Here is a 16,188-nt window from a genome sequence, read left to right on the forward strand (position 1 = left end):
GCCAGGTGGTGTGGGTCGACCATGGCCATGTTGCCGCGTCGTACGAAAAGCCGCCCTTTACCGTCCGATCGGCGCGCCTTCTTACCGCGCGGCATCAGCCGCCATGCGCGGTAAGATCGGTCAGAAGAACCGCAGGTAGGCTTCCAGCACCTTGAGGGTGTAGTCGCCGGTCGCGCCGTTTCGGTACTGTTCCGGGTCGCCGCTCATCCACCAGGCGGCGGCACGCTGCACGGCGACGATCTCGTTGTTGTTGCTGGCGGCAAGCTGCTCGCGTAGCACGTTCCCCATCACGCAGGCCACCACTTGTCGGGCCAGGGCCGGGTCGGCGGCGAACTGATCCGGCGTCACGTCCTGGTTCAGGCAGCGCCGCGACCAGCGAACGATATTGTCCGGCTTGACTTGCCAGTCGCTGTATAGTCCGGCCCCGGCTTGCGGCGCCGACAGGCGCAGCGCCTCGACCAGGGCTTCCACCTTGGCCTCGGAAATCGGTGCTTGGGCGGTGGCCAGCAGGGTCCAGAACAGCAGCAGGGTTCCCAGCAGCGGCAAGCGGCGCGGCCGGGCGCGAAGGGGTACGGTGACGGGGTCGGTGCCAATCATGAAGCCTTCTCTCGCGGTGACAAAGGAAAGGGTCGAGCGATGCCGTGCTAGCGTGCCAGGGTCCGGTCCAGTGCGCGATAGCTGATGGCCTCGGTAAGATGCGGGGTCTTGATGCCGTCGCCGCCGGCCAGATCGGCGATGGTCCGAGCGACTTTCAGAATGCGATGATAAGCGCGCGGCGACAGGCCCAGTCGCTCCAGCGCCTGTTCCAGCAGGCGATGGTCGGCTTCGCTCAGCGTGCAATGGCGTTCGATCTCGTGAGTGCGCAAAAGGCTGTTGGGTTTTCCGGCGCGCCGCAGTTGCTGCTCGCGGGCGGCGCAGACCCGCACCCGCACCGCTGCGCTGTTTTCTTCCGGGACATCGCCGCGCAGCGCCCGATGCGCCAGTCGCGGTACTTCGATGTGCAGGTCGATGCGGTCCAGCAGTGGACCCGACACCCGCGCCCGGTAGCGGCGCACCTGTTCCTGGCCGCAGGCGCAGCGTCGCTCGGTGTCGCCCAGGTAGCCGCAGGGACAAGGATTCATGGCCGCCACCAGTTGGAACCGCGCCGGAAAATCGGCTTGGCGGGCGGCGCGGGAGATGGTGATGTGTCCCGATTCCATCGGTTCGCGCAGCACTTCCAGCACCCGCCGGTCATACTCCGGCAGCTCGTCCAGGAACAGCACGCCGTGGTGGGCCAGCGAGATCTCGCCTGGTCGCGGCAGACCCCCGCCGCCGACCAGCGCCACCGCCGAGGCGGTATGGTGCGGCGCCCGGAACGGCCTTACCCCCCATTGTCGCAAGTCCAATCCCTGCGCGCTGATCGAGGCGATGGCAGCGGTTTCCAACGCTTCGGTTTCGCTCAGCGGCGGCAGGATGCCGGGCAGCCGGCTGGCGAGCATGGTCTTGCCGGTGCCGGGCGGGCCGATCAGCAGCAGGTTGTGACCGCCGGCGGCGGCGATTTCCAGCGCGCGCTTGGCGTGTTGCTGGCCGCGCACGTCGCTTAGATCCCGCTCCAGCAGCGGTTCCGGTTCCGGACGGGATGGCGGGTGCGACGGCAGCAGGGCCGCGCCGGTGTTCAGTTGCCGGCAAATCTCCAGTAGATGGCCCGCGCCCAACACGGTCGCCCCGCTGGCCAGCAATGCCTCGGCGGCATTATCGGCCGGCGCCAGCAGGGTCCGTCCGGCGTCGCGACAGGCCAGCGCGGCCGGCAGTACGCCGCGAACGCCGCGTAATTCGCCGCCCAGCGCCAGCTCGCCGAGGCATTCGTACTGCCCCAGCCGTTCGCGGCCGATCTGACCCGAGGCGGCCAGGATACCCAGCGCGATCGGCAGGTCGAAGCGGCCCCCCTCCTTGGGCAGATCGGCTGGCGCCAGATTGATGGTGATGCGCCGGCTGGGAAATTCGAAGCGGCTGTTGAGGATGGCGCCACGCACTCGGTCCTTGCTCTCCTTCACCGCCGCTTCCGGCAGACCGACGATGAACAGCCCCGGCAGACCGGCGGACAGATGCACTTCCACGCTGACCGGCGGTGCGTCGATACCGACTTGGGCGCGGGTGTGGACGATGGCAAGGGACATGGGAATCCTGCGAGCTGCTACGGATTACCGTCAAGCGGATTGTTGGATGGCGGCGCCGGTTGGCAAGGCGGTTTTGCACTATTTTGGGGCAATAAAGGATTGCGATAGCGATCGGTGGTGGGGCGGACATGCCATCCAGTCATAACGGAAGAGACGATCGCTGGCGGTTAACCATCGCCTTCTTCGGATTCCGCGGGTTTTTCTGCGGTTTTGCGCCGTTTGCCGCCGGGTGCCTTGCCTTCCAGTTCGGCCACTTGCTTTTCCAGCGTCTCCAGTTTGGCGCGGGTACGGGCCAGCACGGCCTGCTGCACGTCGAATTCCTCTCGCGTCACCAGGTCCAGCTTGGCGAAGGCCGCTTGCAGCGCCGCATGGAAGTTCTTTTCCATCTCCGTTTGAAACTGGCGAAAGCTGGGTGGCAGCGCTTCGGTAAAACGTTTGGCCAGATCATCAAAAGTTTTGGGGTCGATCACGTCATTTCTCCACATGAAAATTGCCGTCACTTTAGTTTAACGGGATTTTGCGGTTTGTGCGTGCCGACTGTTACGCACGAAAATGGTGCAAAGTTGGGGGTATGTGCCCAGCTACGGATTAATTACCGGGAAAAAATCCCATGAATTAAGAGTAATTTATTGTTTTTAATAAATATTATATTGATGGCACACGATATGCTTTTTTGCTGGCAACTAGCCGCCCCGTCAATGCATGACGGACGGAAGCTGTCTAGATGCGGAAATAACAAGCCGCGCCCCGTCGGGGGTGTTCCAAGCCATGGGAGATTTTGATTCATGAAACTCATTACCGCGGTTATCAAGCCGTTCAAACTGGACGATGTCCGGGAAGCACTTTCGGAAGTGGGCGCGCAAGGCATTACGGTGACTGAAGTCAAGGGATTCGGTCGGCAAAAAGGCCATACCGAGCTGTATCGGGGCGCGGAATATGTGGTGGATTTCCTGCCCAAGATCAAGATTGAGGTCGGCGTGACCGACGATCTGGCCGACCGGGTGGTCGAGGTGATTTCCGGAGCCGCCAACACCGGCAAGGTCGGTGACGGCAAGATTTTCATCGTCGAATTGGACAACGCCGTGCGCATCCGTACCGGCGAGTCCGGGCCCGAGGCGTTGTGAAGACCGTACTCACCTCTCGATCGTATTCCGAATCTTGCGGCGTGGCGGCCGACTGGCCGGTTCCCACCCAACCTGAATTCCAGGCATGACCCTTTTAGAGTTTTAACCCTAGGAGAACCTTACTAATGACGAGAATGATACAAGCGGCGAAAAACGGCGGTCTGTTGCTGCTGCTGACGGCGGTGCTGGCACCGGCGCTGGCGGTGGCCCAGGAAGCGGCGGCCCCACCGACCTTGAGCGCGGGCGACACGGCCTGGATGCTGACCTCCACCGCCTTGGTGCTGTTCATGACCATTCCGGGGCTGTCGCTGTTCTACGCCGGCATGGTGCGCGCCAAGAACGTGCTGTCGGTGATGATGCAGTGCTTCGCCATTACCGCGCTGATCACCGTGCTGTGGGCGCTGTATGGCTACAGCTTGGCGTTCGATGCCACCGGCATGACCAAGGAAGCCATCAATCTGTACACTTTCATCGGTGGTCTCGGCAAGGCGTTCTTGGGTGGAGTCGGCCGGGATAGCCTGACCGCAACCATACCGGAAAGCGTGTTTGTCACCTTTCAGATGACTTTTGCGATCATTACCCCGGCGCTGATCGTTGGCGCCTTCGCCGAACGGATGAAATTTTCCGCGTTGCTGGTGTTCATGGCCGTCTGGTTCACCGTCGTCTATGCCCCGGTGGCCCACATGGTGTGGGGCGGCAACGGCGCATTGATGTGGGATTGGGGCGTGCTGGATTTCGCCGGCGGCACGGTGGTGCATATCAACGCTGGTATCGCCGGTTTCGTGGCCTGTCTGGTGCTTGGTAAACGCAAAGGCTATCCGCATACGGCGATGCCGCCGCATAATCTGAATTTCACCATCATGGGCGCCGGGATGCTGTGGGTTGGCTGGTTCGGTTTCAACGCCGGCAGCGCGGTGGCGGCCAATGAGTCGGCGGGCATGGCCATGCTGGCCACCCAGATCGCGACCGCCATGGCGGCGCTGACCTGGATGTTCGCCGAATGGCTGTCCCACGGCAAACCCAGCGTGCTGGGCATCGCTTCCGGCGCGGTGGCGGGCTTGGTGGCGATCACGCCGGCTTCCGGTACCGCCGGTCCGATGGGGGCGCTGCTGATCGGTTTTGCTTCCGGTCTGATCTGCTTCCTGACCTCCACCAAACTGAAGAGGGCGCTGGGTTACGACGACTCGCTGGACGTGTTCGGCGTGCACGCGGTGGGTGGTATCCTTGGCGCGATCCTGACCGGTTTGTGCGCCGACGCCAGCATGGGTGGCGCGGGTTTGGCCGAAGGCATGACCATCGGCGGTCAGTTGTGGGTGCAGACCAAGGGTGTGCTGTTCACCATCGTTTATTCCAGCGTTCTGAGCTTCGTGATCCTGAAAATCATCGATGTCGTGATCGGCTTGCGGGTCACGGAGGAGCAGGAAACCGAAGGTCTGGATATCGCGCTGCACGACGAGCGCGGTTATAACCTGTAATGTTGGGCGGCGGACACCGGCACGGCGGGACTCCGGTGTCCGTCCGACATCGCGCGCAACCATGGATTTCGGTTATATTCCCGCGCAAGCATTGTGTTTTGGGTCAGGCGAACGCTAGAGGGTATCCATGAAGCTAGTCACAGCAATCATCAAACCGTTCAAATTGGACGATGTGCGGGAAGCCCTTTCGGCTATCGGGGTGCAGGGCATCACCGTAACCGAGGTCAAGGGTTTCGGTCGCCAGAAGGGGCATACCGAACTGTATCGCGGCGCCGAATACGTGGTGGATTTCCTGCCGAAGGTCAAGCTGGAAATCGCCGTGGACGACAGTTTGGTCGACAAGGTGGTGGAGGCGGTCTGCTCCACCGCCAACACCGGCAAGATCGGCGACGGCAAGATCTTCATCATCGATCTGGAGCGCGCAATCCGGATTCGTACCGGCGAAATCGGTCCCAGCGCGTTGTAACCGCCCGTGCGGTGCATCAGACAGGGCGGAGCCAGCGGCTTCGCCCTTTGCGTTTCAGGGCGGTGGATTCAGGTCGATCCGGCCAGTGCCCGCCGCATGAACTCCGGCGTGGCCAGTGCGGCGCGGTGGATTTCGGCGTTGTAATACTCGGTGGCGAACGGCTTGGCGGCGGCATCCGCTTCGCGAAAATCGCTCACCCGGCCGGTCTTGCGGGCCAGGGTGGCGGTCCACCAGCCGGATGGGTAAACGCACTGCGGGAAATGCAGGGTGTGGGTGTCGGCGAAACCGGCGGCGCGCAGCGCCCGGTGTAGCGGCAGCAGGATGCCGTCGAGATGAAACAGCGGCGACTCGCTCTGCTGGACCAATAAGCCGTCGGCGCCCAGGGCGCGGTGGCAGTCGCGCAGGAACGGTTCGGCGAACAGACCTTCGGCCGGTCCGACCGGATCGGTGCTATCCACGATAATCACGTCGTAACTGCCCATCTCCGCGTTTTTGACCCAGGCGATGCCATCCTCGAAGCGCAGTTGCGCCCGCGGATCGTGATTGGAGGCGCACAGTTCGGGAAAGTAGCGCTCGGCTGCGCGAGTCACCTCCGCGTCGATATCCACCTGGATCACGGTCTCGACGTCTGGATGCTTGAGTACTTCCCGCAGGGTGCCGCAGTCGCCGCCGCCGACGATCAGCACCCGTTTCGGCCTGGGGTGAGTGAACAGCGCCGGATGGGCCATCATCTCGTGGTACAGAAAATTGTCACGGCTGCTCAGCATAATATAGCCGTCGATCGCCATCAGATGGCCGAAGGCCTCGGTGGCGTGGACCGCGATGCGCTGGTAGGGGCTTTGCGCTTCGTGGAGCGTGCCCTTGAGCTTGAGGGAGAAGGCGGAACCCGTCGCCGGGTGGATCTCGGAAAACCAGGACTGATCCAGCGTCACGTCGAACCCTTTCTTGTGGAGGAGAGGCATTGAACGACATGCGGCATTCACCGCCGGCCTGGACCGTGGCTCAGGCGCGCGAAGTATACAATACCGCCCGCTGGGGCGGTGGCTACTTCGAGATCGACGACGCCGGCAAGGTGCGAGTGCGTTCGCCGCGTCATCCCGATCATCCCGGAGTCGATCTGGCCGCCTTGGCCGAGGATTTGCGGGTCCGGGGTTACGGGCCGCCGGTACTGGCGCGGTTCAGTCATATCCTGCACGATCGGGTCGACACTCTGTGCGGGGCCTTCGCCGCCGCCATCGCCGAGTTGGATTATCGTGGTGGCTATACCGCCGTCTATCCGATCAAGGTCAACCAGCAACGACGGGTGGCGGGCGAAATCGTCCGCCACGGCGGTTGCCGGGTCGGATTGGAAGCGGGCAGCAAGCCGGAACTGATGGCGGTGCTGGGCTTGTCCGCGCCTGGCGGCGTGGTGGTTTGCAACGGCTACAAGGACCGCGAATACATCCGCCTGGCCCTGATCGGCCAACTGATGGGCCTCAAGGTCTTTATCGTGGTCGAGAAGCTGTCCGAGCTGGATGCGATCATCGAGGAATCGGCCCGGTTGAACGTGCGACCGCAATTGGGGATGCGGGTGCGGTTGGCCTCGATCGGGGCCGGCAAATGGCAGAACACCGGCGGCGAAAAATCCAAGTTCGGTCTGTCGGCCAGCCAGGTGCTGGCGGCGATACGGCGGTTGCGGGAACAGGGGATGCTGGATGCGCTGACGCTGCTGCATGCGCATCTGGGTTCGCAAATCGCCAATATCCACGACATTCAGCGTGGCCTGCGGGAGGTGGGACGCTATTACGCCGACCTGTGGCGGCTGGGGGCTTGCCTGCGGTGGGTGGATGTCGGCGGCGGCTTGGGCGTGGATTACGAGGGCGCCGGTTCCCGCGGCGACTGTTCGATGAACTACAGCGTGCGGGAGTACGCCAATACGGTGGTTCATACTCTGTGGGAGGTCTGCGCCGAACAGAACCTGCCGCAGCCGCACCTGTTCAGCGAATCGGGGCGGGCGCTGAGCGCCCATCATGCCGTACTGATTGCCGAGGCGATCGATCGCGAACCCGCGCCCGGCGAGGCGTCGCCCCCGGCGCCCGGCGCTGGCGATCCGTTGATCCTGCACAATCTCTGGAAAGGGTACCAAAGCCTCGCGCGCGGGTCGGTGGTGGAGGCGTACCACGCCGCCGTGCATTGGCTGACCGAGGCGCGGGGTTTATACCTGCACGGCGTGTTGCGGCTGGAACAGCGTGCCCGCGCCGAGCAGCTCTATTTCGCGATCTGTCGCAAGCTGAGGCCGCTGCTCAATCCCAGTGTCCGCGCTCATCGCGATTTGTTGGACGAACTGAACGACAAACTGGCCGAGAAGTTGTTCCTGAATTTTTCGCTGTTTCAGTCGATGCCGGATGTGTGGGCACTGGATCAGATTTTTCCGATCCTGCCGCTGCAAGGGCTGGATCGGCCACCGAGCAGCCGAGCGATGCTACAGGATCTGACCTGTGATTCCGACGGTTGCATCGAGCGCTATGTGGATGGCGAAGGGCTGGAGAGTACTTTGCCTTTGCCGCCGTACCGGACGGGCGAACCGTACCGGCTGGGAATTTTCCTGCTGGGGGCCTATCAGGAGATTCTCGGCGACATGCACAACCTGTTCGGTGATACCGCTGCGGTCAACGTGGAGCTGAGCGCGGACGGCGGTTACCGGCTGGTCGAACCCACGCGGGGCGATACCGTGGCGGATGTGCTGCGCTACGTGCGCTACGAGCCGACGGCGTTGTTGGCCGCTTGCGGGGAAAAAATCGCGGTCGCCGATCTCGATCCGGAACGACGCGCCGCCTGTCTGGCGGAGTTGGAAGCCGCCTTGGCGAACGATACGTATCTGGAACCCTGGCGGGATGATGCTAGCCTCGGCTAACCCTCGGAGGGTAGTTGCAGCGCTTCCGACAAGGTGTCGAGTGCTTGCATGCTAGCTTGCACCTGCGTCAGCGCCGCCATGGCCTGGTCGTGACCGATGCCAAGCGTGAACATGGCCAGGGCTGGCAGGCGACTACTTTCTTCATCTCCGATCCCGATGTAGTGCAGCAAGCGGTTGGCGATCAGCACCAAATTGGAATAAGCCGCATGAGGTTGGGTGCAGTCCTCGTGGTGATGCCAGCGCACGGCGGCGATCACTTCCTCGGGCATGGACCACGAATGCATCAGCCAAGCACCGATATGCCAGTGCTCGGTGCCCAGGACATAGCGCTCGATCGCGCTGACCGGTACATGCCGGTTGACCGCCAGAAACCGGTTGAACAGAAAAAAGCGGGCGGGGAATACGTGGCCCAGCACTAGGTAACCGAAATCATGTAGCAGCCCGCACAGGTAGGCGAGCTCCGGCTTGACATCCACCGACTCGGGCAACAGCTTGGCCAGCTCACTGACCAGGGATGCGCAGTAGATACTGTGCCGCCAGAAGGCTTTCAAGCCGACCGGGCCATCGGCCGGGATGCGAAAAGTTTGGCTCATGCTGGAGCCGAGCAACAGGTTGAGCGTGTTATCGACGCCCAGCACCTGTTCGATCGCGGTTTGCAACGAATCCACGGCGACCGGATGGCCGTGCAATGGTGAGCGTGCCCAATACACCACCTGGGCGGCCAGACTGGGGTCCTGCTCGACGATGCGGAGGATATCCTGGGCGTTGGTGGTTAGATGGGCGCGCAACATCAGGATCTGTTGCACGGTTTGCGGCATGACCGGCAGTTCGGTGATGGCCTCGATCCCTTCCCGCAATCCCGCCGGGGTATAACGATTGGTAAGGCTGGTCAGGTTTTGCGGCGTGATGGCCTGCTGGCTGAGCAGGGAATCGAGATCGTCGACGGGAACCGCGAAGTGTTCCCAGCGCGCCCGGCCGAGCAAACTCCGGAAATCGACGTTGCGCATGCCGATCAGGGTGTCGCCACTGCCGCCGTCGAAGTAGATTTCATCTTCGTCCGCCAGGATCAAACCATCGTCGGCCAGCGCGGGGATACCGAAAGCCTCATGCAGGGGTGGGTAGGAACCTGCCTTACAGCCGCGGTTTTGGAAAAAACGGATGGTTTCCGCGCCGTATAGGGGTGCCAAGTCGCGCCGCAGCGCCTGGCACAGCATGGAAAAATCTAGGATGTGGCTACCCGGCAGAATAGCCATGACCAAGCCGGAGCTGTCTTTCAACAGGACGATCCGCACCATCCGGCGGAGCGGGAGATCAAGCCGCGTCGCGACCTGACCGAGCGTTTCACCGCTTGGGCACGCCATCGTCCGATAGGGCAGCTGCCGCTGATCCAGGTAGCTCCGAACGGTATCGGGCAGGTTCATGGTGGTGGCTCTGGAAGAAGTATGGCGATAACCGTTGTGCCGGTCAGAAAGATAGCTCGAATAGGGAGAATGGTTGCTTCAGCCCAAAACGCGGGATGAGGGTCATGAGTGATCGGCCATGCCTTGGCCGGCGGCGGCCTGGATCATGGTCGGCGGTTTGCGCAACGGCGCGACGGTCGGCTTCGGGCGAGCGGACGGTGGGTGCGAGACACCACGCGGACCGGGAGGGTCCTGTTGAAAGTTGATCTGCCGCTTAGGTAATTCAGTGTAAAAATCGTATTTAGGTTTGAGCGGCGCGGGCACGATTTCGGGCGCGGCGGGCGGCGGTTGGGGTACAGCGGGGCTGCTGGCCGATGGCGCGGGTGGACTGGGCGCAACGGCCGAGACTGCTGGATGCGGGCTCCGGTCGCCCTTGATGTAGGTCAGCAAGCCACCAAACAGGCCAATTAGCACCAGCGTTACCACCAGCAGACCATGACGGCGCGCCGACTGCCGGCGGCGTTGCCAGGTCGAGGCAGGCTTGTAGTCGCGTCGGATGCTCACATGACCTCCGGAGCCGAAACGCCCAGCAGGGCGAGGCCGTTTTTGATTACCTGGCGCGTAGCCACGGTCAGATTGAGCCGGGCATCACGCAGCGCGTCGTCGCTCACCAGAACCCGATGCTCGTTGTAGTAAGTGTGGAAGGCATTAGCCAAATCCCGCAAATAATGCGCCAACTGATGTGGTTCATGATTGAGAGCAGATGTTTCCACGATTTCGGAGTAGCGCGACAGTGCCACTAGCAGGACTTCCTCATGCGGTTCGACTAGCAGTGCCATCTGGGCTTGGCCACGCGCCGGGTCGTGGGAGAGACCTTTTTCATGCAGTTGTCTCATGACGCTACAAATTCTAGCATGGGCATACTGGATATAGTATACGGGATTATCCTTGGATTGTGACTTGGCCAAGTCGAGATCGAAATCCAGATGTTGCTCGCTCTTGCGCATGACATAGAAAAAACGGGCGGCATCGTTGCCGACTTCCTGGCGCAACTCGCGCAAGGTGACGAACTCGCCGGAGCGGGTGGACATCTGCGCCCGTTCGCCGTTACGGTAAAGAATGGCAAACTGCACCAGCAGCACGTCCAGGCGGTCGGGATTCTCGCCCAGCGCTTGTAGCGCGGCCTTGACTCGCGGGATGTAGCCGTGATGGTCGGCGCCCCAGACGTCGATGACCCGGTCGAAGCCACGCTCGAACTTTTCCAGGTGGTAGGCGATATCCGAAGCGAAATAGGTGATCTGGCCGTTTTCCCGCTGTACCACCCGGTCCTTCTCGTCGCCGAAGGCGCTGGAGCGAAACCAGAGCGCCCCGTCCTGCTCGTAGATGTAATCCGTATCGCGCAGCCGGTTGATGGTCTTGTTGACCGCGCCGCGTTCCGTCAGGGTGAGTTCGGAATACCACTCATCGTAGACTACGCCGAACTCCCGCAGGTCGTCGCGGATGTCGTCCAAGATGGTGTTCAGACCCAGTTCGAAAATGTAGCGGTAGTGATGGGCGCCCAGCAGGGTGCGGGCACGTTCGACCAGGGCGTCGATGTGGGCTTCCTTGTCGCCAGGCGCGACCACCTCGCCCGCTTCGTTGCGAATCTCGTCCGGCGGCGTGTCCTGGAACACCCGCGCCGCCGAAGCCACATAGGCGCCGCCGTGTTCGGCGTGGAGGCGGGCGGCGATGTCGCGCACGTAATCGCCCCGGTAGCCGTTGCTGGGAAAGCGAAACTGTTCGCCGCAGTGCTCCAGATAGCGCAGCCAAATGCTGGCGGCCAGGATATTCATCTGTCGGCCGGCGTCGTTGACATAGTATTCGCGGTGGACCCGGTAGCCAATCGCTTCCAGCAAATTGGCGACGGTGGCGCCAAATGCCGCGCCGCGGCCGTGGCCGACGTGCAGCGGGCCGGTGGGGTTGGCGGAGACGAACTCCACCTGTACCCGCTGGCCGCCGCCAAGCACGCTCCGACCGAAACCGTCCCGCTGTTCGAGGATCTCGTCCACTGTTGCCTGGTAGGCGGCGGGCGCTAAAAAGAAATTGATGAAACCAGGCCCGGCGATGTCCACCTTGGCGACATGGGCGGATGGGGGTAGGGCCGCCATGATGCGTTCGGCCAGTTCGCGGGGCTTGCGGCGGGCGGTTTTGGCCAGGGCCAGCGCGATGGTGCTGGCGATATCGCCGTGCGTGCGGTCGCGGGTGCGTTCCAACGGAATCGAGGATGGATCGACATCGACCAGCACCCCCTCCCGTTGGAGTTGTTGGAGCGCCTGGGCGATGAGGTGGTGCAGATGCGTTTTCAAGGGGAAAGCCTCATGGGGGTTTTCCGGTTAACTGATCATCCCCAGTTTGAAGTGGTAGGTGATGAATTTTTTTGAATTCGTTGACGATCTTGAACGAATCGCGCAGCACTTCCCGTTGCAGCTTGTTGAGATCCTTGGGGTTCAGGTAATTGTCTTGCGGTATTCCCTGTTTGATTTTGCGCAGACCGGCCTCGGCGCGCAAGGTGGACAGATAGGTGAAGACTTCGATCAGTTCACCGCCGAAGGAGGGCTTGAACAGGTTGCGCTGGCTTAAGGCCATGATGCGGTCCACGGTATGGGTCTGCGGCAGCCGGTATTCCAAGGCCAAACTGCGGGCACCGTGAACGATGGGGAAAATGCCGCCTTTCTTGATGTCCAGCTCGTCGCGGTTTTTTTTCGACCACGAAATTGGTGAAGAACCCCAGCGGCGTTTCGAACGCAACAGTGGATTTGGCGAACTGGCTGTAGAAAGAGCGATGATCGCCGAGCAGACGATACATGTGGTCCTTGACATGGCGCAGCAGATTCTCGTCGCCGGCCACCGCCGTGGCGTCGAAGAAGATGGCGAATTGCAGAAAGGAGTCGTGAGTCGGGTGGACGATCCATTGGAACAGTTCGTCCTTGAAGGCGGCAACCGATTTACTCCAATATGGGTTCGACACCATGATGTTGCCGGGACAGCGCGGATAACCGAAATCGATCAAGCTTTCGGTAAATTCGTGGGTGATTCGCTCCAGGTCGGGGTAACTGAAGCCGTCGCGCAGGATCAGGGCATTATCCTGATCGGTCTTCAGCACCTGTTCCTCGCGGCCTTCGCTGCCTAGCACCAGCAGGCAGGCGTTTTCCAGCAGTTCCGGCGGTGCGATCAAAGCGAACAGCTTGCGCAACAGTTTCTTGTTGAGTTCCGACACCAGTTGCATGATGTAGCGGATTTTGATGCCCTTGTTGTGCAGGTCGCGGATCACGTTGACCAGATCGTGGCTGGCCCACTTCAGATCTTCCTGGGAGCGCGCCCGGTCGATTTGCAGGGCGATCAGATGCGAGTGGTTGGAAAGATAACTGAGCAGATCGATCTGTTCGAGAATGCCATGAATGGTTTTGCTGTCGCGGATCACCAGCCGGTTGACGTTATGGTGGGTCATTCGCAGCAGGGCATTGAATAGAAAATCGCCCGGTTCCATGCCGATCAGGTCGTAGGTGGCGAGTGGCCCGATGGCTTCGTCCACGGACCGCCGCTGGATGATGGCCGCTTCCCGCAGATCGGTGGCGGTGACGATACCGACCTCATCGCCATATTGGACCAGCACCGAATTGATTTTGTGGGTTTTCATCGCCAGCGCGGCTTCGTGGATGGACGCTTCGGCGGTCACGAAAACCGGTGGATGAATATAGACGTCCTGAATCCTGGCGATGGTGAAGGTCGCCAACTCTTGGCGGTCGTCGATCTCGCGCAGGGTGGCGAGCCGCTGGGAAATTTTCTGATTGTAGAAAGCCGCCAGCGATGGATGGTTCTGAATGACTTGCAGGAAGACCGGTCGCGGCATCTGCAAGCAGTGGGTTGGTTTGCCGACCACGAAACTGTGGATACCCGTGCCTTCCAGCAAGGCGCCGGCGTCAAAGACATCCTCGGCGCCATACAGGGCGATCACGCACCACATGGGCGGGCCATCGTTGGCGACTGTGGCAGTCTCCGCGCTCGCGCGACCCGGGAGCGTGGGGGTCGCCGTCCACCTCGTAAACCAAGCCGTCGACGATGAGGTAGAGACAGGCGGGGACTTCACCCGCTTTCTGCAAGATTTCGCCCGGTTGAAAGTGGCCGACCTTCAATTCGTCGGCAAGGCGTGCCAGATCCGGCTCGGAAAGCTGGTTGAAGGGAGCAAGGCGCGCGAGGAACGTTTGATGATCCGGGATAGTCACGGCGGCGATTCGATTCCGATTGGCCAAACAAGAACCCCTTCGCGGCGCGAGCCGGAAGGGGCTTAATCTTAGCAGGATTCGACCGAAGCCGGAGGATCGCCGCACTCGCGCGGCGACCTCCAGACCGGGTGGACCACTGCCTAGTGGCTGGACGCGCCCTCGGCGCCAATGCCGGTCTGGCAACGGATGTCCTGCGCTTCGAAGGCTTCGTGTTCCCGCTTGGCGCGTTCGCTACCGTCCAGCATGGAACCGATCCAGATGCCCAGGAAGGCGATGGTCATCGAGATGAATGCCGGGTACTTGTACCCGAAGAGCGGATCGCCGAGTTGCAGAATTTCTTTCCACACGGTCGGACCGACGATCACCAGAACGGTGGCGCTGATCAGACCCAGCCAGCCACCGATCAATGCGCCGCGGGTGGTCATCTTGCCGTAGTAGATCGACATCAGCAAAATCGGGAAGTTGGCGCTGGCCGCTACCGAGAAGGTCAGGGCTACCAGGTAGGCGATGTTTTGCTTCTCGAAGGCGATGCCCAGCAGGATGGCGATGATGCCCAGCACGACGGTGGCGATCTTGGAGACCCGCACTTCCTGTTGTTCGTCGACGTTGCCATGGGCGAACACGTTGGCGTACAGGTCGTGGGAAATCGCCGAAGCGCCGGCCAGGGTCAACCCCGACACCACCGCCAGGATGGTGGCGAAAGCCACGGCGGAGATGAAGCCGAGCAAGAGATTACCACCCACCGCCGCCGCCAGGTTGACCGCCGCCATGTTCTGGCCGCCCTTGATGCCGCCGATCGCGGAAGGATCAGCGAATTCGGGATGACCGGTCAGCAGCACGATGGCGCCAAAGCCCATCAGGAAGGTCAGGATGTAGAAGTAGCCGATCCAGCCGGTGGCGTAAAATACGGACTTGCGGGCTTCGATGGCGTTGCCCACGGTAAAGAAACGCATCAGGATATGTGGTAGGCCGGCGGTGCCGAACATCAGCGCCAGACCCAGCGAAATCGCCTCGATCGGGTCGTTCACCAGTTTGCCCGGACCCATGATGCTGATGTCGCCCTTGCGTGCTTCGACGGCTTTGGCAAACAGCCGTTCCGGACTCATGCTGCCGTCCGAGGCTAGATATAGCGCGCCGAAGGCGATGATGGTCGCGCCAAATAGCAGCAGACCGGCTTTGATGATCTGCACCCAGGTGGTGGCCAGCATGCCGCCGAAGGTGACGTACATGATGATCAAGACGCCGACGATGATGACCGCATAGGTGTAGTCCAGACCGAACAGCACCTGAATCAGTTTACCAGCGCCCACCATCTGGCCGATCAGGTACAGAACCACCACGATCAACGCGGCGGTGGCCGCCAGGGTGCGCATTGGCACTCGCTCGAAGCGATAGGAAACTACGTCGGCATAGGTGTATTTGCCCAGGTTGCGAAGCTGTTCGGCGATCAGGAACATGATGATCGGCCAGCCGACCAGCCAGCCCACCGAGAAGATCACACCGTCGTAGCCGTTCAGAAACACCAGGCCAGAAATACCTAGGAAGGAGGCGGCGGACATGTAGTCGCCCGCGATGGCCAAGCCGTTTTGAAAGCCGGTGATTCCGCCGCCGGCGGCGTAGAAGTCCTTGGCGGTCTTGGTGCGTTGCGCTGCCCAGTAAGTGATGCCCAGAGTGGCCGCGACGAACACCAGAAACATGATGATGGCGGGGATATTGACTTCCGCCTTTTTGACCGCCCCCAAATCGCCGCCGGCGGCTAGGGCACTGCCGGCGACCAGCATCAAAAGGAGGGTGGGAAATACACGCTTCCAGAAACTCATAATACTTCCTCCTTGATTTCGCGGTTGAGCTTGTCGAAGACAGCGTTAGCCCGCTGGATATAGATACCGGTCAGGATAAAGGCCGAGATAATCACCCCGATACCGATCGGAATGCCAATCGTCGTGACGGAACCGGACGACAGGGGAGTGGCCATGAACTGCTTATTGAAGGCGATGGTCAGGATGAAGGCGTAATAGATCACCAGCATCACAACGGACATGGTCCAAGCGAACTTAGAGCGCTTGGAAACCAGTTCGTGGTACTTCGGATTGCTTTTTATCTTGTGAACCATGTCTTGCTGCATCGTTTTTTCCCATCGGTGGTAAGTGGATGACGGGTGTCGTGACGAGCGGGATTCGCAGCGTGAACGCAGCCGCGGGTGAGGTGGACTCACCCCGGATACCTCTCAGGAATCCAATCCCGCCACACCTCCTTTAGTGGTTGCTCTCGGCTGCGGAGAAACCCCGCGAGCCTCGAAAAAGTCTAGCCGTATCCCACGTCAAGTAAAGGGTCAATGACGAAGTTATTTTTTCAATTATTTGAAATTATTGAAAATCAGTTGTGGCAAATAGTCGCGCATTTTCTGGGTAT

General features: G+C 61.3%; 16 protein-coding genes. 5 read left to right on the top strand and 11 right to left on the bottom strand.

Translation table 11 applies throughout. The features are described from left to right. Nucleotides 1-120 precede the first annotated feature (120 nt). The 3 genes from E4P82_RS04245 to ubiK all read right to left on the bottom strand — a co-directional run bounded on the left by E4P82_RS04245 (nucleotide 121) and on the right by ubiK (nucleotide 2,626). Nucleotides 121-597, bottom strand: a complete 477-nt coding sequence (locus E4P82_RS04245; RefSeq protein ID WP_246327358.1) for a hypothetical protein — start codon at nucleotides 595-597, stop codon at nucleotides 121-123. Between the two features lie 47 nt (nucleotides 598-644). After that, nucleotides 645-2,156 carry a YifB family Mg chelatase-like AAA ATPase gene (locus E4P82_RS04250; protein ID WP_169247729.1) on the bottom strand — a complete coding sequence of 504 codons (1,512 nt, stop codon included), beginning with the start codon at nucleotides 2,154-2,156 and terminating at the stop codon, nucleotides 645-647. Between the two features lie 167 nt (nucleotides 2,157-2,323). Continuing rightward, nucleotides 2,324-2,626 (bottom strand): ubiquinone biosynthesis accessory factor UbiK, encoded by a 303-nt coding sequence (gene ubiK / locus E4P82_RS04255; RefSeq protein WP_169247730.1) that lies wholly within the window; start codon nucleotides 2,624-2,626, stop codon nucleotides 2,324-2,326. Between the two features lie 315 nt (nucleotides 2,627-2,941). On the opposite strand from ubiK, the gene glnK (E4P82_RS04260) reads away from it, so the two are divergent. The 3 genes from glnK (E4P82_RS04260) to glnK (E4P82_RS04270) all read left to right on the top strand — a co-directional run bounded on the left by glnK (E4P82_RS04260) (nucleotide 2,942) and on the right by glnK (E4P82_RS04270) (nucleotide 5,221). Further along, nucleotides 2,942-3,280 carry a P-II family nitrogen regulator gene (gene glnK, locus E4P82_RS04260; RefSeq protein ID WP_169247731.1) on the top strand — a complete coding sequence of 113 codons (339 nt, stop codon included), beginning with the start codon at nucleotides 2,942-2,944 and terminating at the stop codon, nucleotides 3,278-3,280. A gap of 134 nt (nucleotides 3,281-3,414) precedes the next feature. Then, on the top strand, nucleotides 3,415-4,755 hold the full coding sequence (locus E4P82_RS04265) for an ammonium transporter (RefSeq protein ID WP_169247766.1): 1,341 nt from the start codon (nucleotides 3,415-3,417) through the stop codon (nucleotides 4,753-4,755). Nucleotides 4,756-4,882: 127 nt separating this feature from the next. Further along, nucleotides 4,883-5,221 (top strand): P-II family nitrogen regulator, encoded by a 339-nt coding sequence (glnK, locus tag E4P82_RS04270; protein WP_169247732.1) that lies wholly within the window; start codon nucleotides 4,883-4,885, stop codon nucleotides 5,219-5,221. A gap of 68 nt (nucleotides 5,222-5,289) precedes the next feature. Here glnK (E4P82_RS04270) and speE read toward each other — a convergent pair whose 3' ends face one another. Next, a complete protein-coding gene (speE, locus tag E4P82_RS04275; protein ID WP_211203023.1) occupies nucleotides 5,290-6,183 on the bottom strand; it encodes a polyamine aminopropyltransferase in 894 nt (297 codons plus the stop codon). An 8-nt stretch (nucleotides 6,184-6,191) separates the two neighbouring features. Here speE and speA point away from each other — a divergent pair, with 8 nt between their 5' ends. Next, a complete protein-coding gene (gene speA / locus E4P82_RS04280) occupies nucleotides 6,192-8,114 on the top strand; it encodes a biosynthetic arginine decarboxylase (protein WP_169247768.1) in 1,923 nt (640 codons plus the stop codon). On the opposite strand, the gene E4P82_RS04285 is transcribed toward speA, so the two are convergent. The 5 genes from E4P82_RS04285 to E4P82_RS21750 all read right to left on the bottom strand — a co-directional run bounded on the left by E4P82_RS04285 (nucleotide 8,111) and on the right by E4P82_RS21750 (nucleotide 13,517). After that, nucleotides 8,111-9,535: an HDOD domain-containing protein gene (locus E4P82_RS04285; RefSeq protein ID WP_169247733.1), complete on the bottom strand. Its 1,425-nt coding sequence runs from the start codon at nucleotides 9,533-9,535 to the stop codon at nucleotides 8,111-8,113. The two genes, speA and E4P82_RS04285, sit on opposite strands and share 4 nt — an antisense overlap. A 102-nt stretch (nucleotides 9,536-9,637) precedes the next feature. Further along, entirely contained in the window at nucleotides 9,638-10,078 is a 441-nt protein-coding gene (locus E4P82_RS04290; RefSeq protein WP_169247734.1) for a hypothetical protein, read from the bottom strand. Continuing rightward, nucleotides 10,075-11,859 carry an arginine--tRNA ligase gene (argS, locus tag E4P82_RS04295; protein ID WP_169247735.1) on the bottom strand — a complete coding sequence of 595 codons (1,785 nt, stop codon included), beginning with the start codon at nucleotides 11,857-11,859 and terminating at the stop codon, nucleotides 10,075-10,077. Before argS ends, E4P82_RS04290 begins: the two co-directional genes overlap by 4 nt. Before the next feature lie 10 nt (nucleotides 11,860-11,869). Continuing rightward, nucleotides 11,870-12,208, bottom strand: a complete 339-nt coding sequence (locus E4P82_RS21745) for a putative nucleotidyltransferase substrate binding domain-containing protein (RefSeq protein ID WP_312914123.1) — start codon at nucleotides 12,206-12,208, stop codon at nucleotides 11,870-11,872. After that, entirely contained in the window at nucleotides 12,093-13,517 is a 1,425-nt protein-coding gene (locus tag E4P82_RS21750; protein WP_169247736.1) for a DUF294 nucleotidyltransferase-like domain-containing protein, read from the bottom strand. Before E4P82_RS21750 ends, E4P82_RS21745 begins: the two co-directional genes overlap by 116 nt. Before the next feature lie 55 nt (nucleotides 13,518-13,572). Here E4P82_RS21750 and E4P82_RS04310 point away from each other — a divergent pair, with 55 nt between their 5' ends. Further along, nucleotides 13,573-13,842, top strand: a complete 270-nt coding sequence (locus tag E4P82_RS04310) for a hypothetical protein (protein WP_169247737.1) — start codon at nucleotides 13,573-13,575, stop codon at nucleotides 13,840-13,842. A gap of 74 nt (nucleotides 13,843-13,916) precedes the next feature. Here the strand turns inward: E4P82_RS04310 and E4P82_RS04315 are convergent, their stop codons facing one another. Together E4P82_RS04315 and E4P82_RS04320 are read right to left on the bottom strand one after the other, a co-directional pair. Then, on the bottom strand, nucleotides 13,917-15,596 hold the full coding sequence (locus E4P82_RS04315) for a cation acetate symporter (protein WP_169247738.1): 1,680 nt from the start codon (nucleotides 15,594-15,596) through the stop codon (nucleotides 13,917-13,919). After that, entirely contained in the window at nucleotides 15,593-15,901 is a 309-nt protein-coding gene (locus E4P82_RS04320) for a DUF485 domain-containing protein (RefSeq protein ID WP_169247739.1), read from the bottom strand. Before E4P82_RS04320 ends, E4P82_RS04315 begins: the two co-directional genes overlap by 4 nt. Between the last annotated feature and the right edge of the window lie 287 nt (nucleotides 15,902-16,188).

Source organism: Candidatus Competibacter phosphatis (genome assembly GCF_012939995.1).
Lineage (GTDB): Bacteria > Pseudomonadota > Gammaproteobacteria > Competibacterales > Competibacteraceae > Competibacter > Competibacter phosphatis.